Below are 21,572 nucleotides of genomic sequence, written 5' to 3'. Positions count from 1 at the left end.
GTGCCTAGGCTGGGAACGTGCTGCGAGACGACCTGCGAACCCTGTGGACCGAGCCCCGGCCGCCCGACAGTCCCGCCCGGGTGCGGAGGGACTGGGTGCTGCTCGCCGCGGGCCTGGGCGCTGCGGTGCTGGAGGCCACCTTGCGCGAGGACGTCGTGTGGCGGCCGGTGGCGGTGGTGTTCGCCGTAGGGATGTGCCTGCTGCCCCTGTGGCGCCGGACCCGCCCGCTGGCGATGGTCACTCTGGGGTTCGGCTCGGTGATCCTGCTCCAGGTGGCTTCGCTCGTCGCCGCGACGCGCGAGCCCGTCGGCCTCTACACCGGCGGCGTCGCGCTCGTGCTGGTGTACGCACTGCCCCGGTGGGGATCGGGACGGGAGATCGTACTGGGCGGCGCGGTGATCCTCGCAGCCTTCGCGGTGTGTGCCGTCACGGACGACACCCCGGCCCTCGAACAGGGCGCGGGCCTTGTCTTCCTGCTGCTGCCCGGCTTGATCGGGGCTGCCGTACGGTTCCGGGTGGCCGCTCGCGAGCGGGAGTGGGAGCAAGTACGCTCCCGCGAGCGTGAGCAGCTCGCCCGGGAACTGCACGACACGGTGGCCCACCACGTCTCGGCCATAGTGATCCGCGCCCAGGCGGGCCGGGTGCTCGCGGGCACCGACCCGTCCGCCGCCGTCGAGGCGCTGGAGGGGGTCGAGGAGGAAGGGGCTCGCACGCTCGAGGAAATGCGAGCCATGGTCGCCGCGCTGCGCGGCCGCGGGGTCGGCGCCGAGCTGGCGCCACCTGCCGGCGTGGCGGACCTGGAGCGCCTGGTGCGCGCGCCGGGTGGTCGCCTCAGGGTCGACCTGGGGCTCGACGGCGAGCTGGACGCGCTGCCCCCGGCCGTGGACGCGGCCGTCTACCGCATCGTGCAGGAGTCGGTGACCAACGCGATGCGCCATGCGGTCAGTGCGACCGAGGTCGTCGTCCGGGTGACCGCGGAACGGCGTACGGTACGGGTGAATGTGCGCGACAACGGTCAACGCACCGGCCGATGTCGCGACGGATACGGACTTACCGGACTGCGCGAGCGCGCGGCTCTGCTCGGCGGCACACTACAAGCCGGCCCGGGCGCCAACGAGGGCTGGCATGTCGAAGCCGAGCTGCCGAGAGCGAGGAGGGTGAGCGATGGCCATTCGCGTCCTCGTCGCTGACGACCAGACCATCATCCGCAACGGGCTGCGCATCATGCTGAACGCCCAGCCCGACATCGAGGTGGTCGGCGAGGCCGCCGACGGACAGCAGGCGGTCCGCCTGGCCCGCGAACTGCGCCCCGACGTCTGCCTGTTCGACATCCGCATGCCCGTACTCGACGGGCTGGAGGCCACCCGTCTGATCGCCGGCCCGGGCGTCGCCGATCCGCTGGCCGTGGTCGTCATCACCACCTTCGACCTCGACGAGTACGTCTACGGCTCACTGCGTGCCGGCGCCCGAGGATTCCTCCTCAAGGACACGGGGCCGGACCTTCTGGCGCAGGCCGTACGGTCGGCATCCGACGGTGAGGCGCTCATCGCGCCCAGCGTCACCGTCCGTCTGCTCCAGGCCTTCTCGGACCTGCCCGCCGGCCGGCCCGCGGCCCAGCCGGTCTCCCCCGTCACCGCCCGCGAGGAGCAGGTGCTCCTCGCCGTCGCTCGCGGGCTGACCAACACCGAGATCGCCGATGCGCTGCACATCAGCCTCAGCACGGTGAAGACGCATCTGGCCAGCCTGATGGCGAAACTCGGCGCCCGCAATCGGGTCGAGATCGCGATGTGGGCCTACGAGACGCGCCGCATCCTTCCCGGAACCTGAGCCGGGGCACCGGGCACCGGGCACCGGGCACCGGGCACCGGGCACCGGGCACCGGGCACCGGGCACCGGGCACCGGGCACCGGGCACCGGGCACCGGGCACCGGTCCATGAGCCCCCGCACGGAGTTGCGGCCGGCTCACGGAATGACGAGGACCTTGCCCCGGATCCGGCCGGCCTGGCTGAGGCGGTGGACGTCGGCGAGGTCGGCCAGTGGGCGTGTTGAGCCGATGTCGAGGGTGAGCATGCCGGCGTCGACGAGTTCCACGAGCGCCCGCAGGTCCGCGGCGTCGTTGCGGGCGACCACGTGCGTCGCGCTCACCCCGGCGTCGCGCGGCGGCTCGATCGGGGTGGCGATCGACACGATCCGCCCGCCCGGCCGCACCAGGGGCACCAGGGCCGCGGCGCCCTGCAGGCTGACCGGGACGAGGTTGAGCAGGATGTCGACCGGGCCGTCGAGGGCGGTGGTCACCGGTCGGGCGGTGTAGTCGATGACGTGGTCCGCTCCCTGCCGCAGGACGGCCTCGGTGCTTCGCGGGCCGGCCGTGGCGGTCACCTCGGCCCCGGCGTACTTGGCGAGTTGCGTGACGAAGCCTCCGACGCCGCCACCAGCGCCGTTGACCAGTACCCGCAGGCCCCTGGCCACCTTCCCGTGCTCGAACACCGCCTGCCACGCCGTCAGACCGGCAACGGGAAGCGCCGCGGCGTGCGCGAGCGGGACGGATCCCGGTGCTGCGGTCAGCTCGGCGGCGGGCGCCCGGACGTACTCGGCGGCCGCGCCCCCGCCGTCGAGCCGTCCGATCACCCGGTCGCCCACGGCGAACCCTTCCACCCCCGGGCCGATCTCGGCCACGGTGCCGGCGGCGTCCCAGCCGAGCGTGTACGGCAGGTCCACGGGGAGGAACGCCTGCAACAGCCCGGCGCGGAGCGCGGCTTCGGTGGGGTTGAACGAGGTCGCGGCGACACGGACGAGGACTTCGCCGAAGTCGGGGCGAGGACGGGCAACGTCGTCGTGGCGGATCACGGAGGGGTCGCCGAACTCGTGGATGCGAGCGGCCTTCATCGTCGTCATGCCCTGAATCTATGAGCGCGGATGAGGACGATCCATGCGTGAGACCGCCTCATTCATGCGCGATCGTCTCGCACCCGCACGTACTCTCGGGGCATGGATGTGCTCAGCGACGTGGTCGCGGTGACGCGGACCGGCCGGCCTCGGTCGGCGTGTGTGCGGTGGCATGCACCGTGGGGGCAGGAGTTCGCCTCCGTACCGGGGTCGGCGGGCTTCCAGGTGGTCCTTCAGGGTTCGTGCTGGCTCCTGGCCGGGGACGCGGCACCCGTCCGACTGGGCACGGGGGACGTGGTGTTCCTGCCGCACGGCAAGGGGCATGTCCTGACCGACAGCCCCGAGACCTCGGTGGAGGCCCCGGCCTGCGGCCCGGACGGACCGGCTGGACCGGATGACGTGGATGGCTCGGGGCGGTACGACGCGTACGCCTTGGACAGCGTCGACAGGAGCGGGGACGGTGGTCCGGTCACCGTGTTGCTCTGCGGGGCCTACCGACTCGACCCGTCCCGCGCCCACCCGCTGCTGCTCACCCTGCCGGATCTGATCCACCTGCCGGCGCGCCCCGACCGCCGTCCCGAACTCGACTCGGCGGTAAGGCTGCTCGCCGCCGAGCTGGAGGCCCCGGGGCTGGGCACGGACGCGGCCGTTCCCGCGCTTCTGGACACGCTGCTGCTGTACATCCTGCGCGTCTGGTTCGCCGAACAGCCCGGCGGAGCAGCCACCACCGGGTGGGCTGCCGCGCTGAACGACCCGCAGGTCGCGGCGGCCCTCCACGCCATCCACCGCGATCCGGCGACCCCGTGGACCGTGGCGACGCTCGCCACGGAGGCCGGGCTCTCCCGGGCACCCTTCGCCAGGCGCTTCACACGGCTGGTTGGCCGGCCGCCCCTCGGCTACCTGACCTGGTGGCGGATGACCAACGCGGCACGACTGCTACGGACATCGGACGCACCACTGCGATCCGTGGCCGTCCAGGTGGGCTACACATCCGAGTTCGCCTTCGCCCACGCCTTCAAGCGCGCGCACGGGATACCGCCGGGCGCTTACCGGCGCGGGAGCTGAACGGGAGCGACAGCCACCTCACACAGGCCCTAGTGGGCCCAGGGCGGCGTGACGGTGGTGCCGTCGGCCAGTTTGGCCGTGAGTCCGACGCTGGTGGTGACCCACATGTGCGCGGGCAGGTCGGTGGTGTTGGCGACCCCGAGCTCGGAGCCCGCCGGGGCCACCGCCGCGTCGCCTACGCCGAGTTCGGCGCTCTCGCCGTCGATGGTGAGCCGGAGGCGGCCGGACAGGACGTAGAACGTCTCCTCGTGGCTGATCGTGTGGGCCGGGCCGACCATGCCGGCCGGGATCTCGGTGCGCCAGGCGGCGAGTTCCCGGCTGCCCGTGCCGGGACGGACGTAGGAAACGAAGCGGCCGCCGTGGATCTCGTGCGCGACGGCCTGGTCACTGCGGATGAACGGCATACCAACCTCCATATGGACAAGTAGCTTGTCCATTAAGACAAGCAGCTTGACGAGTTATAGTCAAGCCCATGGACGACGCCCTCGCCTTCTCCGCACTCGTACTGGCTCTCTCCGGGCAACTGGTGCAGGAGATCCACGCCCGCGTTTCCCAGCAGGGATTCGAGGACCTGCGGCCCGCCCACGGCTTCGCCTTCGCCCGCATCTCCCTGGGCGACGCCACCACGGCCCAACTCGCCGAGCACCTGGGGGTGACCAAGCAGGCCGCCGCCCAGCTGGTCGAGGAGCTGGTCCGCAAGGGGTACGTCGTACGGCGCCCGCACCCCAACGACGCCCGCGCCCGGCTCCTGGAGCTGACCGAGGCGGGCTGGGCGGCCACCCGCGCCGCCGACGAGGCGGCCAGGGACGCCGTCGCGCCGTGGCGGGAGGCGCTGGGAGAGGCGCGCTTCAGCGAACTCGTCGCCGACCTGACCCGGCTGACCCCGCCGGGGCCGATCCGCCCAGCCTGGTGAGCCGCAACCCTCGCTCGCGCATTTATCCCCTTGATCTTGCTCGCCGGAACGGCCAGGCTGGCGAGTGCACAGGTCACAGCGCCGGATATGCTGGCGTGTTCTGACCCCGCGTCTTCTGCGGCTCGCGCTCACCCGCGCGCTCAGACGGGGGACCGCGTCACACTGCTACCACCTCAAGGCCTCATAAACGTGATGAAACGTTCCACCACCCTGAGCCTCGCCCTCGTCGGCGGGCTCTGCACACTCGGCCTCGACACCACTGTCGCCACAGCGGCGCCGCAGCCGCCCCGGCCCCTCGTCAGGATTCTGCCGCTCGGCGATTCCATCACCGCGGGCGCCGGCAGTTCGCACGGCGCCGGGTACCGGGCGCACCTGTGGGACCTGATGGCCGGCCAGTCCCGCTTCACGCCCGACTTCGTCGGCTCGGGCACCAGCGGGTCCGTCGCGGACCCGGACAACGAGGGCCACCCCGGTTACACCGTCGACCAGATACGTACCAACATCGACCGGTGGCAGACCTCGGCCGACCCCGATGTGATCCTCCTCCACCTGGGCATCAACGACCTCACGTGGAACCACATCAGCCCCGCCGACACCGCGCGCAGTTTCTCCACCCTCGTGGACCGCATCGTGGCCAACCGTCCCTCGGTCACGGTCGTCGTCCAGGGCCTGCTCCCCGACACCACCGGACTCGCGGGCGAGATCGAGCACGTCAACACCTACGTCAGCGACCAGGCAGCCGCCCGGCGCAGCCGCGGCGAGCGGATCCTCTACGTCCCCCCGCCGCGCCTGGAGGCGGCCGAGCTGCCCGACCAGCTCCACCCCAACGACTCCGGCTACCGCAAGATGGCCGAGTCCTTCAACGCCGGCCTGGAGCAGGCCGTCACCAACGGCTGGACCGTACGTCCGCCGGCTCCGCGGGCGGGTTCCGAGAACGGCGGCAGCGGGGCGGCGCGGTGGGCCGACTTCGACGGTGACGGCCGCCTCGACCTCGTGACGATCGCCGACAACGGCGAGGTGCGGGCCCGGCTGAACCGGGGCGGAGACCCGGCGGGGGCAGCCGGCTGGAAGGACCGCGGCCTCGTCGCGGGCGGCATCACCAACGACCGCGGCCGGGTGCGCCTCGTCGACTTCGACGGCGACGGCAAGGCCGACTACGTCGTCATCGACACCGACGGTTCGGTCAACGTCTGGCTCAACCGCGGCGGGGACAACGGCGGCGGCTGGCAGGGCATCGGCCGGGTCGCCGGCGGCACCACCAACCGGCACGAGCAGGTCCGCCTCTCCGACTTCGACGGCGACGGCAAGGCCGATTACGTCACCATCGCCGACAGCGGCGCCGTCCAGGCCTACCTCAACCGCGGCGGGGACAACGGCGGAGGCTGGTACGGCATCGGCCAGGTCGCCGGTGGCACCACCACCGACCGCACCCGGGTCCGCCTGGCCGACTTCGACGGCGACGGACGCGCCGACTACTGGACCGTCGCCCCCGACGGCAGCGTCACCGCGTACGTCAACCGCGGCGGCGACTCCCACGGCGGCTGGCGGCCCGTGGGGCAGATCGCCACGGGCGTGACCACGGACCACAACCAGGTCCACATCGCCGACTTCGACGGCGACACCCACGCCGACTACCTCGTCGCCGGAACCAACGGCAGCATCACCGGCTACCTCTTCAACGGCGGCGACCCCAACGGCGGCTGGACCTACATCGGCACCGTCGCCGGCGGCGCCTGACCGACACCGGTACGGAGAAGACCCCGGGGCATGCGCCCCGGGGTCTTTTGCATCTACACCACTCGTTGTAGAGCGGGACCGACCCCGGGGTGAGTCCCGCTCCGGCCACCACCTTGGTACCGGACAGGGATCAACCCTCCGTCGGTCGAGGCCCGTTCGGTCCTCTCGTTAGTTTTCCCCTGTCAGAACAACCGGACGCAGAACCTTCAGGGGAAACCATGACGCACGGAACGAAGTTCAAGGCCGCCGCACGGAGTCTGGCGGTCGCCGCCGCCGGTGTGGGGCTGGTCGTGGCCTTCGGCGGCTCCGCACAGGCCGCGGGCGGCACCTACAAGGCCCAGACGGCCAACGGCTGCGCCGCCGCGGAAGGCACTTACCACTGGTACGCGACCACCAAGTACAACAACATCCAGGCGTACAAGACGGACTGGGACTTCAAGGTGTCCGACAAGTGCTCCACGAACGGCCGCCAGGTCAGCCTCTACACCAAGTTCTCCAAGTGGAACAAGACCAGCGGCTCGTGGAACAACGACGGCAAGTACCACAAGATCAACGCCAAGGGCAATGGCGCGGACGTCGCGGATGTCCGCCTGTTCATCTGCGAGGTCAACCACGCAGAGACCTGCGTCCAGCTCTGACGGCAAGGCGGCCGCCGGACCGGTTCACACCGCGGCGAGTCCGGTCTCGTAGGCCACGACGACCGCCTGCGCCCGGCTGGTCAGTGACAGTTTGCTCATGCAGTGGTGGACGTGGGTCTTGACGGTCGCAGGGCTGAGCACGAGTTGCTCGGCGATGTCGGCGTTCGACAGTCCGGCGCCGACGAGGGCAAGGACCTCCACCTCCCTCTGGGTGAGTGCCTGGAGGCCGGGATGGGGTCGGGGCGCCGGGCGTTGGGGAGTGAAGGCGCCCACGAGCCCCCGGATCGCCGCCGGACTGAAGAGCATGTCTCCGCCGTGCACGGCGGTGATGGCGGAGATGAGCCGGTCCGGCGGGGTGTCCTTGAGCAAGTAGCCGCTGGCGCCGGCCCGAAGGGCGTCGTAGACGTGCGTGTCCAGGTCGAACGTCGTCAGGACGAGGACCTTGGGCACCGCCTCCGGGTCGGCCCGCGCGAGGATCTCCCGGGTCGCGTCGAGACCTCCCATGCCGGGCATGCGGATGTCCATGAGGACGACGTCGGGCCGGGTGGCGGCGGCGAGCCGCACCGCGGCTTCGCCGCTGTCCGCCTCGCCCACCACGTCGAGGCCGGGTGCTGCCCGCAGCAGAGCGACCAGCCCCGAGCGCACGAGGATCTGGTCGTCCACGACAAGGATCGTAGGCATACGCGGTGTTCTCTCCCCCTGGTACGGCGCCTGGTACGACGCCTGGTCAGGGCGTCGTGATCATGTACTGGCGACGATCTTCACCCCTGCCCTCCCGTCGATCAAGCCCGGACGGCCCGCCCGGTCGCACGCCCCGTTGACGGGGCACTCATCATGGACGGTATGACGACCGGATCCCGTGCTCGTTCGTTCAGCGCCGCGGCCGCACGGTACGCCGCCTACCGCCCCTCCTATCCGTCCGCATTGCTCGACGCCGTGGAGGAGTCTGCCGGCTTCCCGCTGGCCGGTGCGCGCGTCGCCGATGTCGGGGCGGGCACCGGCATCGCGACCGCCCTCCTGCACGCGCGCGGCGCCCGGGTCCTGGCCGTGGAGCCGGGCGACGGAATGGCTGCCGAGTTCCGGCGCCGCAACCCGGGCGTCCCCCTGGTCCGCGGCGACGGCAACCGCCTTCCGCTGGCCGACGCCGGCCTGGGCCTCCTCACGTACGCGCAGTCCTGGCACTGGACCGACCCCGCGCGCTCGGTCCCCGAAGCCCTGCGCGTCCTGCGGCCCGGCGGCGCACTGGCCGTCTGGTCCAACGACCCGGACACCGGCGTGGGGTGGATCGCCGACCAGCAGGCCCGCATCGAGGACCGCTTCGGCCCCGGCTGGTACATCAACGAACGCACGGGACCGTATCCGGGTCTCGCCTTCACCAACCGCCGACTGCGCTGGTCACGACGCATCCCCGTCGACACTCATCTGGCCAAACTCGCCACGCAGTCGCTCTTCCTGATCGACAAACCGGGAACGCATGACTTCCTCACCGCCGAGCGTGCCCACCTGACGGCCCTCTTCCCCGACGGCTGGATCGAGGAGCACTACGTCGTCGACCTCAACCTCGCGACCCGCCGCCCTTAGGGGGTGTCTGACGGATGTCGACGGGCGTCGCGACGCCCGTCAGCCACCCCCTAGGGCCGCGAACGTACTCACTCCACCACCAGGTCGGCGCGGCTGCGGCCCGGGGCGACGAGGCGGGTGTTCGCCTCGTCCGACCGGTTCACCCACTGCGCGGCGTACGACTCCTCCTTGCCGTGGCGGACGTGCCGGGCGATCAGCCGCCGTACGCGGAGCGTGTCGTCGGGCGCCAGGAACCAGGCCTCGTCCAGCAGCGGCCGCACCGCGGCCCACTCCCCCGCCTCGTACAGGAGGTAGTTGCCCTCGGTGATCACGAGCGGAACACCGGGGTCCACGGGGATGCTCCCGGCGATCGGCTCCTCCAGCGCGCGGTCGAAGGCCGGCGCGTACACCACCCCGCCGGGCTCCCGCAGCCGGCGCAGCAGGGCCGCGTACCCGGCGGCGTCGAAGGTGTCCGGCGCTCCCTTGCGGTCGGCGCGTCCCAGCCGTACGAGTTCCGCCTGGGCGAGGTGGAAGCCGTCCATCGGCACGACGGCCGCCAGCCCGGGGCCCAGCGCCCGCGCGAGGTCGTCGGCCAGCGTCGACTTCCCGGCGCCGGGCGGCCCGGCGATCCCCAGGATCCGCCGCCCGCCCTGCGCCGCCAGCTCCCGCGCGCGCCGTTCCAGTTCTTTCCTCTCCATCCCCCCATCCTGCCCCGGCCGGGCCGGTCCTCCGGAGCCCGGGGCCGCGGGGTCAGCTCCCGCAGCGGCCGAGGCAGACCCTCGGGTTCCTGCCCGGGGCCTGGGTGTCGATCAGGTAGTCCCAGTCGTAGGCCCTCGCGCCCACCGACGCGTCGGCCCAGCCGTCCCGGTAGCGGGCGAAATCGTAGGCGGTCGCCTTCCCCTGCCACGCGACCGTCGTGCCGGCCGTGCAGTCGACCGACTCGCGGAGCCAGCCGGTGATCTTCTGGTCGCCCTGCTGCTGGACCACGTACGCGTACACGTTGACCTGCGCGGACTTGGTGCACCGCAGGGTGCCGTGGAGCACCGCCTCGCCCTCGGGGGTGACGCTGCCGATCCGGGCGCCCGTCACGGCCAGGGCCAGCACCGGCGGGGCCGGCGGTGCCTGGACGCGGACGGAGCCGCGGGAGGCGGCCGTACTGCCCTGGCAGCGCTGTTCGAAGCTGGCGTCGAGGGAGTTGAGATGGCCCTGCGGGGTCCAGTCGATGCTGTGCACGGTGAAGCTGCCCGTGACGGCGTTGCAGTAGCGGCCGTCGCCGGAGAAGTCGAGTCCCGGCGTGCTCTCGTGGAACGGGAACAGGGTGGCTCCGGAGTAGGTTCCGGCGGTGAGCTTTCGGCCCGCCGGGGCGCCGAAGGCCGCGTACCACCAGGTGTCGCCGTCCTGGACCCGGATCTCCGCCATGTTGCTGCCGGTGCTGCGGTAGATGAAGAAGTTCTGCATGGGTGTGCCGAAGGACTTCGAACGGCCCTGGGTGACCTCGTCACCGGGGTCACCGCTGAAGCTGAACGTTCCTTCGGACACGGGCTGTTGGATGCCGGGCAGCTCCGGCATGTCCGGCAGCTCCGCGCTCGCGGCCGTCCGGGCGTAGCGCGGGCCGTGCTCCGCCAAGGCGGAACGCTGCGCCGCGGCGGGTCCCGTCGCCGCGGCGGGTGCCGTCGCCGCGGCGGTCGGCGTGGCGGCCTGCGCGGTGCCGGGCGCGGCCACCGCCCCGGCCGCGACACCCGCCAGCAGTGCTGCCGTAGCCAAGGCCCGTACGACTGCGAGCCGCATCGTGCTCCGTGCCATGCGTATCCCCCCTGGATGCCGCTGTCATGGTCGGCGGCAGCCTAGCCAGTACTGCGGCCGGCCGGGGGAGGTTCGCCGGGTCGAGGCGCTCAGAGCCAGCCGCGCTGGGCGGCCTTCAGGCCGGCCTCGAACCGGCTGGTCGCGTCGAGGCGCTCCATGAGCGCCGACATCTGCCGTCGTACGGTCCGCAGGGAGACGCCCAGCCGCTTGCCGGCCGCCTCGTCGGTCATCCCCGCCGCAAGCAGCTTCAGCAACACCTGCTCACCGGGCGTGATCCCGTCCTGAGGCGCCTGCGGGAGGGCCGCCCCGAGCGGGACGGCCGCCTCCCAGGTCCGCTCGAACAGGGCGACGAGCGAGGCCACGATGCCCGGGGACGTGGTGCAGAGGGCTCCGAGCCGGGAGTTGGCGGGATCGATCGGGACGAGCGCGGTCTCCCGGTCGAAGATCAGCATCCGGGGCGGCAGCACGGGGCTGGTGCGCACCTGCGCGCCGAGCTCCGTCTCCCACTGGAGGTGGGCGAGCGTCGCCGCGTCGTTCCTGACGCTGTCCTGGTACACCGCCCGCAACTCGATCTGGCGGGCGAGGGCGTCCTCGTCCAGCGGCCGGGAGGCCTCCAGGCTCGCGGGGGACTGGGCGCCCCCGGGCTTGATCGCGAGGCACTCCCGGGTCAGCCCCTTGGTGAGTACTTCCAGCCGGGACTGGATCGCGTCGAGGCCGACGAGCCGTTCCGCGCCGTCCGTCCCCGTGTTCGGCCGCAGCTCCGCGAACTCCGCAACGGCGCGGGCCACGGCCGCCTTGCTCAGCGCGAGTTCCTGCTGCCTGCGGGCGAGGTCCTGCTCCTGACGCCGCAGGAGCTGTTCGAGACCCGCCTCGGGGCTGACGGCGCGCAGTTCGCCCGGCGTGTCCCGGGAGCCGGTGAGCAGGCCCAGATCGACCAGCCGGTCGAGGGCGTCCCGCACCTGGAACTCCGTCAGGCCGAGCCGCTGCGCCAACGTGGCGACCCCGCCGTCCTGTTCCGTCAGCAGTCCGCGGTACACCGCCTCCGTGTGCGCTTCCACGCCCAATACCTGCAACAACGCCCTCAGCCCCCGCTGTGACACCTCATCGAGGGTCGGTCGGCCCTCGGGAAGATGATCTTAATGGGTGGACCGGTGGGGTCCGGGCACGGCATCAAGGTGCCAGGCCCCTTGGTGCCAGGCGCCGCCTCTTCCCCGAAGGACCCCGGGTCAGCAGGATGTTGATCACCGGGACGGCGGGGCAGGAGCCCCACCCGAGGCCAGGGCCGCGAGGTCGGACCGGTGCAGCGCCGCTGATCCGCCTGTCCGCACCACTCGTACCTGTCCCAGGAGTTCCTCATGTCCCGTCGCGTCCGCTGCCGTTGCTGCTGCCCCCGCCATCGCTCCGCCCTCTCTCGGGAACGGGTCCGCGGTGATCGGCCGGGACCCGTCGCGGCCGCGGACCCAGGGGGTGTCGGCCGGGACGCGCCGCAGGCCGGCTACGCCCGGACCGCGACGCACGTCACCGGCTGGGACTGACCGCATGCGGGTGATCCACGCCTGCCTGATCTCCTCCGACGACAGCCCGCCCACCGCCACCGCCGTACCGCTCGTCCATGACCTGGTCTGGGCGCACGCCAGGCCCTGCGACGGCCTGGAGCACCTGCGGGCGCGGCCCGCCCCGTACGGCGGTCTCGACGTCGTCCTCTTCGTCCGCGCCCGCTGCGACCGGACGGCACGGGACCAGATGCGCGCCCTGCTGGGCCGTGTGGCGGGTCCCGCCGCCACCCACGGATTCACCATCCGTATCGCCTGATCGGTCGGCACCGGCCGTTCCTTCGGCCTGCCCGACACCACTACTGGAGAACTCCCATGTCCCACACTCAGCGCCGTACGTCCGCCATCGCCCTGCTCGCGGCGGGCCTGGCCTCCGTCGTGCTGACCACGACCGTCCCGGCCCAGGCGGCGCAGCCGCCGGCACCGCAGTCCACGGCCGCCGGGGCGGACCAGGGCACGATCACCCCGTTCACCCCGACGGTCCCCAACCCGACGACCGCCACCCGGGCCCAGCTCGACGCGGCGGCCTCCGCGGGCCGGAAGAAGGCCTCGCCCTTCCTCGCCGCGCCGCAGGGCCTGGCGGCCGCGTCGAGCGTGGCCGGCCCGATCAGCCGCGCCGAGGTCATCGCCCGGGCCAGGACGTGGGTGGACGCCGGCGTGCCGTACAGCATGACCAACTACCGCACCGACGCGAACGGCCGCTACCGCACGGACTGCTCCGGCTTCGTCTCCATGGCCTGGCACCTCTCCTCGTCCTCGGCCAACAACTGGGGCGAGACCACCGGCACCCTCCTGGAGTTCACCTCCTCGATATCCAAGGAGTCCCTCAAGCCCGGTGACATCCTGCTCAACCCGAACCCGGGCGCCAGCGGCCACGTGGTCATCTTCAACGGCTGGGCCAACGCCGAGCACACCCGCTACGACGCCTACGAGCAGGCGGGCAGCGTCGGCGCGGTGCACCGCGAGATCCCCTACCCGTACTGGTCCGGGCACGGCACCTTCAGCCCGCGCCGCTACGACAACATCATCGACTCCACCCCGCCGGCCTCCACCGGTGCCGCCCGGACGGTCGGTGCGGACTTCGACGGGGACGGCAAGCAGGACATCGCCGGCATCGACGCCTACGACAACCTGAAGCTGTACACGGGCGACGGCGCCGGCCACGTCTCCGGCGGCAGCAACATGCTGGGTGACAACGGCCTGTGGAAGAACTTCAAGTCCATCGCCGCGGGTGACTTCAACGGCGACGGCAAGCAGGACATCGCGGGCATCGACGCGTACAACAACATGAAGCTGTACACGGGCGACGGCACCGGCCACGTCTCCGGCGGCGGCGACATGCTCGGCAACAACGGCCTGTGGGTCAACTTCAAGGCGATCACGGCCGGCGACTTCAACGCCGACGGCAAGCAGGACATCGCGGGCATCGACGCCTACGACAACCTGAGGCTCTACACCGGCGACGGCGCGGGCCACCTGGGCGGTGGCAGCGAGATGCTCGGCGACAACGGCCTGTGGGTCAACTTCAAGGGCATCACGGCGGGTGACTTCAACGCCGACGGCAAGCAGGACATCGCCGGTATCGACGCGAACGACAACCTGAAGCTGTACACCGGCGACAACACCGGTCGCGTGGGCGGCGGCAGCGAGATGCTCGGCAACAACGGCCTGTGGAAGGGCTTCCGTTCCCTGCTCTCGGCCGACTTCGACGGCGACGGCAAGCGCGACATCGCCGGCATCGACGCCAACAACAACATGCGGATGTACACGGGCGACAACGCGGGCCACGTCTCGGGCGGCATCGACATGCTCGGCAACAACGGCCTGTGGGCCGGCTTCTAGAGCACCGCCACCCCCCTCGACCATCCACCGACACAGCCCACAGGAGACCTCGGCATGCCCATGCCTAAGCCCACGCTCACGCCCGTATCCGCGACCGCCCGTCGTCGTCTCGCACGAACCACCCGTACCGCTCTCGCGGTCGCCGTCATCGCCGCCGGCGCCGTCGGTGCCACGCTCGCCGCCGAGCCCACCGCCTACGCCGCGACCACCGCGGCCACGTCCACGGTCGGCGGCAAGATATCCCGTACCGAGATCATCGAGCGGGCCAAGTACTGGCTCGACAAGGGTCTCGTCTACAACCAGGGCGGCTCGTACACCGACTCGAGCGGCAGGTCCTACCGCACCGACTGCTCCGGCTACGTCTCCATGGCCTGGCACCTCAGCTGGTCGCCTAACACCATCACCCTGAACGACGACTCGTACGCGATCGACTTCAACGACCTGAAGCCGGGCGACATCCTCAACAGCGTCGACCACGTCTTCCTGTTCGCCAAGTGGGAGGACGCCGCCAAGACGAGGTTCTCCTACTACTCCTTCGGCTCCACGCCCGTGAAGTACCGGACGGTGTCCACCGGCGACGCCAACTGGGACGGCCACCCCCGAGGTACGTACACCCCCCGCCGCTACCGCAACGTCATCGACGAGCCCCAGCTGACGAACGCGGTGCACCTGCAGCGGATCGCGCCGAACGGGGAGCTCTTCAATGCGGAGGGCGACTACGCCGCGGGCCGCTGGAGCGGCTGGAGCAACCAGGGTGCCTCGCAGCTCAAGGAAGTGACGAGTACGGGAACCGGTGCGGTGAACCGGACGTTCGCCGTGGGCGGTGACAACCGGATCTACGAGAACGACGGCGACTACACGACCGGCAAGTGGTCCGGCTGGTACGCCCTGTCCGGCTCGCCCGAAGTGAAGGCGGTCTCGGCGGCCTCGGACGGCAGTACCGTCCACCTCGTCGCCATCGGCCTGGACGGCAGGCTCTACAACTCCGATCGGGACTTCGCGGCAGGCGACTGGAACGGCTGGACGGACCACGGGGGCAACGGCCTCAAGCGCCTCACCAGCGCCACCACCGCCGACCACGTGAACCACATCATCGCCGTCGACGCCAACGACCAGCTGATGGAACTCGACGCGGACTACGCGGCGCGCAAGTGGTCGGACTGGCAGGCGGCCGGCCCCGCCGGCGGCTTCCGCGCGCAGGATGTCACGGCCACCGCGTCAGGAAACACCGTCCACCTGGGCGCGATCGGCCTGGACGGCAACTGGTACAACACCGACGGCGACTTCGACCGCGGCTCCTGGAACGGCTGGTGGAACGGCGGCGGCGGCAATCTCAAGCGAGTGACCAGCGCCATGGCGGACAACGTCAACCACGTCTTCGCGGTCCGCACCGACAACACCGTGACCGAACGCGACGGGGACTACAACACCGGCCAGTGGAACGACTGGGCCACCCCCGCGGGCGGCGGAGACGCCATCGCCCTCACCGCGAGCTTCACCCGATAGCAACCGCCCGGTCAGGGGCCGATGAACCGGACGGACACCCAGAGGGCCGCTACGGCGGCGGCGAGGGCGGCCGGCGTGCTCATCAGCCCGAGGCGGGTGAACTCGGCCAGCCGCACCCGGTCCTCGTGTTCGTGGACGATGCGCCGCCACAGCAGGGTGGCGAGGGAGCCGGCGTAGGTCAGGTTGGGGCCGATGTTCACGCCGATCAGCACGGCGAGCACCGGCCCCGGCCCGGCCGGTGCCGCCAGCGGCAGCAGAGCGAGCACCGCCGGCAGGTTGTTGATCAGATTGGCCAGCAGCGCGGCCACCGCGGCGATGGCCAGCAGCGCCAGGAGCCCGCCGCCGGCCGGCAGGACGCCGGCGAGGGCGTCGCCCAGACCGTGGTCGACGACGGCCCGGACGACGACCCCGAGCGCCAGGACGAACAGGCAGAATCCCGGTGCGGCCGAGCCGGCGAGCCGCCGCAGGCTCGTACGGCGCCGGCGCAGCGCGCGCACCGCGAGCACCCCGGTCCCGGCCAGCGCCGCCCACGCCGGGCTCGCTCCGGCGAAGGAGGCGACCGCGAATCCGGCCAGGGTCAGCAGGAGCACCGCCAGGCTGAACCGGGACACGGCCGCCGCAGGCTCCGTATCGTCGTACCGGTCGACCGGCTTGGCCAGGTCGGCCCGGAAGAAGCGGCGGAAGACGGCGTACTCGACGGCGATGGCGGCCAGCCAGGGCAGGGCCATCAGCGCGGCGAACCGGGTGAAGGACAGGCCGCTCGCGGTGAAGGCCAGCAGGTTGGTCAGATTGGAGACCGGCAGGAGCAGCGACGCCGAGTTCGCCAGGTGTGCAGTGGCGTACACGTGCGGACGGGGGGCCGCGCCGAGGCGGGCGGCGGTCGCGAACACCACCGGCGTCAGGAGCACCACCGTCGCGTCCAGGCTGAGCGCCGCCGTGACCACCGCCGCCACCGCGAAAACGCCGCCCAGCAGCGTCCTCGGGCTGCGCCCGCAGCGCCGGGCCACCGCGTCACCGGCCGCTCGGAACAGTCCCTCCTCGGCGCACAGGTGCGCGAGCGCCAGGATCACGGCGAGGAACCCGACCACCGGCAGCAGCTCGCGCGTCTGCTGCCAGGCGTCGTACGGCGAGATCACCCCGGCCGCGATGAGCAGGCCGGCGGCCGGCAGCGCTGCGACGGCCTCGGGCAGCCCGCGCGGCCGTACGACGGCGAAGGCCAGCACACCCAGCAGCAGGACGACCGACAGTGACTCGGCCATGACGGTACTCAGCGCGCGCTCCCGGCAGACAGACTTCCTCGGCCGGACGGCGGCCCCGTACATCCCCTCCAGGATGACACCCGAATGGCCGAGTGGCAGACCGGCCCTGCCGAGCGCACCATGAGAAGCGGCGCGCCGTGCCTACCCACCACCTCCAGCTCCGGGCCCCTCCGTGTCCGGTACGCGGGAGAGGAGGGAATCTCCATGAGAATCCGTACTCCGCACGGCCTGCACGGTTCGCACAGCCCGCACGGCCCGCGTGGTTCGCACGCCAGGGCCGCCGTCTCGGTCGCCGCCGCGGCCGTCCTCTCGGTCACCCTGCTCCCGGCGGTCGCCACTCCCGCCGCCGCCCAGCAGGTGGACTGCACCCAGATGGGCCCCGAGGCCGACGACCTCGTCCCCTCCACCGCCCCCGGCCGTTTCGGGTTCGGGACCATGTTCCAGACCCTCGCCACCGTGTGCCTGATCAACGACGAGCGCCAGCGCCTGGGGCTTTCGGAACTGTCCTTCGACTCCGATCTGACGACGGCCGCACGCACGCACCTGGACGCCTCGCTGGCCCAGAAGTGGTGGGGACCGGGCCGTAACCCCCACCAGAACCCGCAGGTCTCGGGGAGCGGCGACGAACAGATAGGGCGCCGCATCAGGAACGCCGGGTACTGCTCGGACGGCAGCTCCTGGCAGGGCCGCGAGATCGTGTACAACGGCTGGGGCGGAGCCGGCACCCCGAAGGCAGCCGTCAACTGGTGGCTGAACATCAGCACGCAGGGCCACGACAAGATCATCCGCGACCCCTCCCTGACCGACATCGGTGCCGCGTCCAGGGGCGGGGCGGCCGACCGTGCGGGAGCCGGCCGGAGCGACTCCGGCACCTACGTCGTCACCTTCGGCAGGTGCGAGAGGTAGGGACACCGCGGCGCCCCTGCCCGGCCGCCCCTACCCGGCTCCCCCGGCTCCCCCGGCTCCCCCGGCTCCTCCCTGCCGCTCCACGGACTGCGACGCACTGCCCTCCCTCACCCCTGCCCGGGGCGGCGGAGGGCAGTCCGGCGTCCGTTTCCGCGGAGAGCCGCCCGTTGCCGCTCCCACCGGCGAGGGGCGCATCCGCCTGCCCGCGCCCCGTTCCACGTACGTCACTGCCGTGATCGTTACCCCGGGCGGGCGGTTCTTCCGGGGATCTTGGTGAATTCCCGTGTCGCTGTCCCGGTGGCCCCGAGCCGTGATCGGCGCGGTGCCAGAGTCCTCTCGAACAGCGCGCGGGGCCGCTGATCAGATGCGGCCGCTTGGCTGGAAGGAGAGGGATGTACCGAGCCAGAGAGCGGGACGCATGCTGAGCAATCATCTCCATAGGCGTGCCTTCACCATCGTCAGCAGCATTCTCCTCGTACTGCAGTCGCTCGTGGTCCTCGGTCCCGCCGCCTCCACGGCGTGGGCCGGGGACGATCAGAGGATCGCCGCCGGCGGGTTCGAGCCCCACAACGCCACGGCCAATCCCCGCAGGCCCGGACACGTCGCCGTCATGCAGGGATGCACCGTCCACATCGACCTCAACTTCGGCCGGGACGGCTTCCCGATCACGCGGACGTCGACCGTCACCCCGTGCAACGGCGACCCTTCCCTCGCCTTCGACGCCCAGGGACGCCTGTTCGTCACCCACCTGTCGCGCGGTCTGAACACCACCCCCAACCAGCTCGGGGTCGGCGTCGCCCGGATCAACGACACCACGACGACGGGGAACCAGACCTACACCCCCGTCCGGGTGAGCAACAACGGCGCCATCGACAACGACAAGCAGTGGCTGGTCGTCGACGCCAACCCCACCAGCCCGTACGTCGGCAACCTCTACATCGTCTGGACGGAGTTCGGCACCGGGACGCGGGTCATGTTCTCCCGGTCCACGAACGCCGGCGCGACCTGGTCCGCACCCTCCGTCATCTCCGCGGCCGGCGAGGGCTTCGTCTGGCCCGCGCACGCGGCCGTCGCCCAGAACGGTGACCTCTACGTCGCCTACCACACAGACACCTGCGGCACCGCGGGCACGGGCACCGTACAGCTCCTGCGCGACGGGTCCGGCGGCGTCGACTTCGCGGCCGGCACCGTCACGCAGAAGAACGCGGCGTTCACGGCGGGACAGGCCACGGTCACCTGCAACGTGCAGTCCGGCGCCGGCACGATCCCCGGCACCGACTTCTGGCTCCAGGGCACCGTTCAGCCGTGGATCCTGCCCGACCCGGCCCGAGCCGGGAACGTCTACGTCGTCGCCAACGACGACCCCAACGACGTCTTCGGCAACGGCGACGACGCCGACGTGGTCATCGCCCGCTCCACGGACAACGGCCAGACCTTCACCCGCGGCCGGGTCGACCACGGTCCGGGCCAGACCTTCGCCGTGATGCCCACCGCGCACATCGACCAGGACGGCAACGCCGTCGTCACCTGGTACGACAACCGCAGCGGCCGGCGCAACAACGGCACCGGGCCCAACGGGGGCAACAACTTCCTGCTGGAGGTGTACGGCACCACCAGCCGCGACGGCGGGCAGACCTGGACCCAGGACTTCCGGGTCAGCGACTCCGCCTTCGACCCCGACCTCAACGCCCCCTGCCGCTTCGACTGCGGAGCCGGCTCCACCAACCAGACCCTGCGCATCGGCGAGTACAACGGCCTGTGGTCGGTCGACGGGATCGGCTACGCCACCTGGACCGGCAACACCACCCCGCCCACGGGCACCAACCCGGCGCAGGGCAACCAGGCCACGTACTTCGACGTGTTCTCCATGGCGGGGGCCTTCCCCGACGCCCACGAGCCCAACGAGTCGATCGACCACGCCGTGGCCGCCGACCTCGGCTCCAACGAGCAGTTCAACCGGCGCGGCCTCAGCCTGCACACGGCGACCGACGTGGACTTCTTCCGCGTCACCCCGCGCCACACGGGCCACCTCACCACCGAGATCCGCTTCAACGAGGTGACCGCCCCCCTCGCGGTGCGCGCGTACGACAAGTACGGCAACCGCGTCGCCACCGGCGCCGTCACCACCCGGGCCGGCACCTCCACCGGCCGGCTCGGGATCCCGGTCGTCCAGGACGAGCCGTACTACGTCGTGGTCAGCGCCGCCGGGGTGGCCGACCCGACCCGGCCCGGGGACTCCTCGCCGACCGACCCGCCGCAGGGCACGTACGACCTCGTCGTCGTCAACCGCGCGGCCCCCGAGCCCTTCGCCCTCGACCTCAAGCAGCAGTCCGACTCGGGCCGCTCCGACAGTGACAACGTCACCAAGATCGCCGGACCGGACCTCTTCCTCCGCGTGAACGACGCCGAGCTGCGCGCAGCCGGGATCCAGCTGTCCCCGCAGAACGCCTCGCCGGACCTCGGCGACGACAACCCGGGCTTCAAGGTGGCCGTGGAGCGCGACGGGGAGCGCGTCGGCTTCGCCACGCCGGTCGACCCGACGAACAAGCCGGGGCTGTACCAGATCCGCCTGGCACCGGTCCTGCGCGAGGGCGAGAACCAGATCACCGCCGAGGTGATCATCGTCGACCCGTCCGACAACCCCCGCGTCGCCGGCACCGCCCACGTCACCGGCTCGGGCGCGGAGAGCTCGCACGCACTCGTGATCACCCTGGACACGACCGCGCCGGCCCGCCCGGCCGCGGCGCCCGACCTGCTGGCCTCCAGCGACAGCGCGGGCAGCGACATCGACAACATCACCACCATCGGCAAGCCCGCCTTCCAGGGCGCCTCGGTCGAGCCGAACGCACTGGTCCGGCTGCGGACCGCCCCCGCGGGCGGCGGACCTGCCGTGGTCGGCAAGGACACCGTCACCCCGGCCGGTGAGTACCAGGTCGTCAGCTCGGCACTGCGCGACGGGCGGTACGACGTCACCGTGCTCCTGGAGGACCTCGCCGGCAACGTGGGCCCGGCCTCTCCCTCCCTCGCGGTGACCATCGCCCAGCACTCGCTCAGCCTCACCGGCGCCACGGCGAACGTGCTGGTCGACATCGACCAGGGCCGCGTGACGGGCTACCCGGGCATCCCGGGCGGCTTCGCCGGCATCCGCGGGATCCCGGTCGTCAACCTCGACGCGAACGGGCACGGCGCGGCCGTGGCGGGCGGGTCGGGCGACGACCGGCTCACCTTCACCCCGCTCAGCACCAACAGCGGCCGCCTGACGCGGGCGGACTCCCCGCAGGTGCTGAACTTCTCCGGTGTCACCGGTGACGTGGCGGTCAGTACCGACGGCGGTGACGACGAGGTCACCATCGTGGGCACCACCCGGGGCGACCGGATCCGGGGCCTGGTGGACACCTTCACCACGCTCCGCGTCGACGCCCTGCCGCTGGTCCGCGATCCGGCGTCGCTCGTGACGCTGCTCGGCCTGCGGATCACGACGGCGCAGACCGAGCGGATCGGCGTCCTCGCCCGCGGCGGCCAGGACACGATCGACCTCCTCGTCAAGGACACCGTCAGCACCCAGCTCTCCGTCGACGGCGAAGACCCGTCCCAGGTGAAGCCGGAGAAGGGCGACGAGCTGATCGTCCGCGCCGGCTCCCCCAAGGGCTTGCTGAAGGAGGAGTACCCGGGCAAGAAGGGGACGGGCTCGGTCCTCGTCGCCTACCCCCACACGACGCAGGCCAAGACGCGGATCGACTTCACGGACACGGAGGACATCACGCTGAAGGAGCACGCACACAAGGACAAGGACAAGGGCAAGGGCCGGGACTAGCTCCGGCCCGGACGCCGAAACACCGCGGCGCCCCGTCCCGGGATCACCCCGGGCACGGGGCGCCGTCATGTCAACTGGCAGACTCGGGT

At 71.7% G+C, this 21,572-nt stretch carries 19 protein-coding genes; 12 read left to right on the top strand and 7 right to left on the bottom strand.

What is annotated here, in order from left to right; translation table 11 throughout:
• The first annotated feature begins 17 nt into the window (after positions 1–17).
• Both ACZ7GJ_RS10250 and ACZ7GJ_RS10245 read left to right on the top strand, forming a co-directional pair.
• A complete protein-coding gene (locus ACZ7GJ_RS10250) occupies positions 18–1,190 on the top strand; it encodes a sensor histidine kinase (RefSeq protein ID WP_470750704.1) in 1,173 nt (390 codons plus the stop codon).
• Positions 1,165–1,827: a response regulator gene (locus tag ACZ7GJ_RS10245; RefSeq protein ID WP_470750703.1), complete on the top strand. Its 663-nt coding sequence runs from the start codon at positions 1,165–1,167 to the stop codon at positions 1,825–1,827. The genes ACZ7GJ_RS10250 and ACZ7GJ_RS10245 overlap by 26 nt, the downstream gene beginning before the upstream one ends.
• Before the next feature lie 136 nt (positions 1,828–1,963).
• Here ACZ7GJ_RS10245 and ACZ7GJ_RS10240 read toward each other — a convergent pair whose 3' ends face one another.
• On the bottom strand, positions 1,964–2,887 hold the full coding sequence (locus tag ACZ7GJ_RS10240) for an NADP-dependent oxidoreductase (RefSeq protein WP_470750795.1): 924 nt from the start codon (positions 2,885–2,887) through the stop codon (positions 1,964–1,966).
• Positions 2,888–2,989: 102 nt separating this feature from the next.
• Here ACZ7GJ_RS10240 and ACZ7GJ_RS10235 point away from each other — a divergent pair, with 102 nt between their 5' ends.
• On the top strand, positions 2,990–3,952 hold the full coding sequence (locus ACZ7GJ_RS10235) for an AraC family transcriptional regulator (protein ID WP_470750702.1): 963 nt from the start codon (positions 2,990–2,992) through the stop codon (positions 3,950–3,952).
• Positions 3,953–3,981: 29 nt separating this feature from the next.
• Here ACZ7GJ_RS10235 and ACZ7GJ_RS10230 read toward each other — a convergent pair whose 3' ends face one another.
• Complete coding sequence (locus tag ACZ7GJ_RS10230; protein ID WP_470750701.1) at positions 3,982–4,356, bottom strand: cupin domain-containing protein; 375 nt, start codon at positions 4,354–4,356, stop codon at positions 3,982–3,984.
• A gap of 68 nt (positions 4,357–4,424) precedes the next feature.
• Here ACZ7GJ_RS10230 and ACZ7GJ_RS10225 point away from each other — a divergent pair, with 68 nt between their 5' ends.
• The 3 genes from ACZ7GJ_RS10225 to ACZ7GJ_RS10215 all read left to right on the top strand — a co-directional run bounded on the left by ACZ7GJ_RS10225 (position 4,425) and on the right by ACZ7GJ_RS10215 (position 7,240).
• Complete coding sequence (locus ACZ7GJ_RS10225) at positions 4,425–4,865, top strand: MarR family winged helix-turn-helix transcriptional regulator (protein WP_470750700.1); 441 nt, start codon at positions 4,425–4,427, stop codon at positions 4,863–4,865.
• A 192-nt stretch (positions 4,866–5,057) separates the two neighbouring features.
• Complete coding sequence (locus ACZ7GJ_RS10220; protein ID WP_470750699.1) at positions 5,058–6,602, top strand: FG-GAP-like repeat-containing protein; 1,545 nt, start codon at positions 5,058–5,060, stop codon at positions 6,600–6,602.
• Positions 6,603–6,820: 218 nt separating this feature from the next.
• Complete coding sequence (locus tag ACZ7GJ_RS10215; RefSeq protein WP_470750698.1) at positions 6,821–7,240, top strand: hypothetical protein; 420 nt, start codon at positions 6,821–6,823, stop codon at positions 7,238–7,240.
• A 24-nt stretch (positions 7,241–7,264) separates the two neighbouring features.
• Here the strand turns inward: ACZ7GJ_RS10215 and ACZ7GJ_RS10210 are convergent, their stop codons facing one another.
• Positions 7,265–7,921 carry a response regulator gene (locus tag ACZ7GJ_RS10210; protein ID WP_470750697.1) on the bottom strand — a complete coding sequence of 219 codons (657 nt, stop codon included), beginning with the start codon at positions 7,919–7,921 and terminating at the stop codon, positions 7,265–7,267.
• Positions 7,922–8,083: 162 nt separating this feature from the next.
• Between ACZ7GJ_RS10210 and ACZ7GJ_RS10205 the strand changes: the two genes are divergently transcribed.
• A complete protein-coding gene (locus tag ACZ7GJ_RS10205) occupies positions 8,084–8,821 on the top strand; it encodes a class I SAM-dependent methyltransferase (RefSeq protein WP_470750696.1) in 738 nt (245 codons plus the stop codon).
• 68 nt (positions 8,822–8,889) lie between these two features.
• Here the strand turns inward: ACZ7GJ_RS10205 and ACZ7GJ_RS10200 are convergent, their stop codons facing one another.
• From ACZ7GJ_RS10200 to ACZ7GJ_RS10190, 3 genes are all read right to left on the bottom strand, one after another.
• A complete protein-coding gene (locus ACZ7GJ_RS10200) occupies positions 8,890–9,498 on the bottom strand; it encodes a nucleoside/nucleotide kinase family protein (protein WP_470750695.1) in 609 nt (202 codons plus the stop codon).
• Between the two features lie 52 nt (positions 9,499–9,550).
• On the bottom strand, positions 9,551–10,603 hold the full coding sequence (locus ACZ7GJ_RS10195) for a hypothetical protein (protein WP_470750694.1): 1,053 nt from the start codon (positions 10,601–10,603) through the stop codon (positions 9,551–9,553).
• A gap of 89 nt (positions 10,604–10,692) precedes the next feature.
• On the bottom strand, positions 10,693–11,679 hold the full coding sequence (locus ACZ7GJ_RS10190; RefSeq protein WP_470750793.1) for a helix-turn-helix transcriptional regulator: 987 nt from the start codon (positions 11,677–11,679) through the stop codon (positions 10,693–10,695).
• Between the two features lie 463 nt (positions 11,680–12,142).
• Here ACZ7GJ_RS10190 and ACZ7GJ_RS10185 point away from each other — a divergent pair, with 463 nt between their 5' ends.
• The 3 genes from ACZ7GJ_RS10185 to ACZ7GJ_RS10175 are packed head-to-tail and all read left to right on the top strand — an operon-like array spanning position 12,143 to position 15,504.
• Entirely contained in the window at positions 12,143–12,415 is a 273-nt protein-coding gene (locus ACZ7GJ_RS10185) for a hypothetical protein (RefSeq protein ID WP_470750693.1), read from the top strand.
• A 56-nt stretch (positions 12,416–12,471) separates the two neighbouring features.
• Positions 12,472–13,998, top strand: a complete 1,527-nt coding sequence (locus tag ACZ7GJ_RS10180; RefSeq protein ID WP_470750692.1) for a C40 family peptidase — start codon at positions 12,472–12,474, stop codon at positions 13,996–13,998.
• Between the two features lie 54 nt (positions 13,999–14,052).
• On the top strand, positions 14,053–15,504 hold the full coding sequence (locus ACZ7GJ_RS10175) for a PLL family lectin (RefSeq protein WP_470750691.1): 1,452 nt from the start codon (positions 14,053–14,055) through the stop codon (positions 15,502–15,504).
• Positions 15,505–15,515: 11 nt separating this feature from the next.
• Here the strand turns inward: ACZ7GJ_RS10175 and ACZ7GJ_RS10170 are convergent, their stop codons facing one another.
• Positions 15,516–16,763 (bottom strand): SLC13 family permease, encoded by a 1,248-nt coding sequence (locus tag ACZ7GJ_RS10170; protein WP_470750690.1) that lies wholly within the window; start codon positions 16,761–16,763, stop codon positions 15,516–15,518.
• 204 nt (positions 16,764–16,967) lie between these two features.
• Here ACZ7GJ_RS10170 and ACZ7GJ_RS10165 point away from each other — a divergent pair, with 204 nt between their 5' ends.
• Together ACZ7GJ_RS10165 and ACZ7GJ_RS10160 are read left to right on the top strand one after the other, a co-directional pair.
• Positions 16,968–17,669: a CAP domain-containing protein gene (locus ACZ7GJ_RS10165; RefSeq protein WP_470750689.1), complete on the top strand. Its 702-nt coding sequence runs from the start codon at positions 16,968–16,970 to the stop codon at positions 17,667–17,669.
• Positions 17,670–18,087: 418 nt separating this feature from the next.
• Positions 18,088–21,483 carry an Ig-like domain-containing protein gene (locus tag ACZ7GJ_RS10160; RefSeq protein WP_470750688.1) on the top strand — a complete coding sequence of 1,132 codons (3,396 nt, stop codon included), beginning with the start codon at positions 18,088–18,090 and terminating at the stop codon, positions 21,481–21,483.
• Positions 21,484–21,572 lie beyond the last annotated feature (89 nt).

This window comes from Streptomyces sp. NPDC037242 (genome assembly GCF_055604165.1).
The sequence above is the reverse complement of the archived record's forward strand: the minus strand, read 5'-3'. Positions and strand labels throughout refer to the sequence as shown.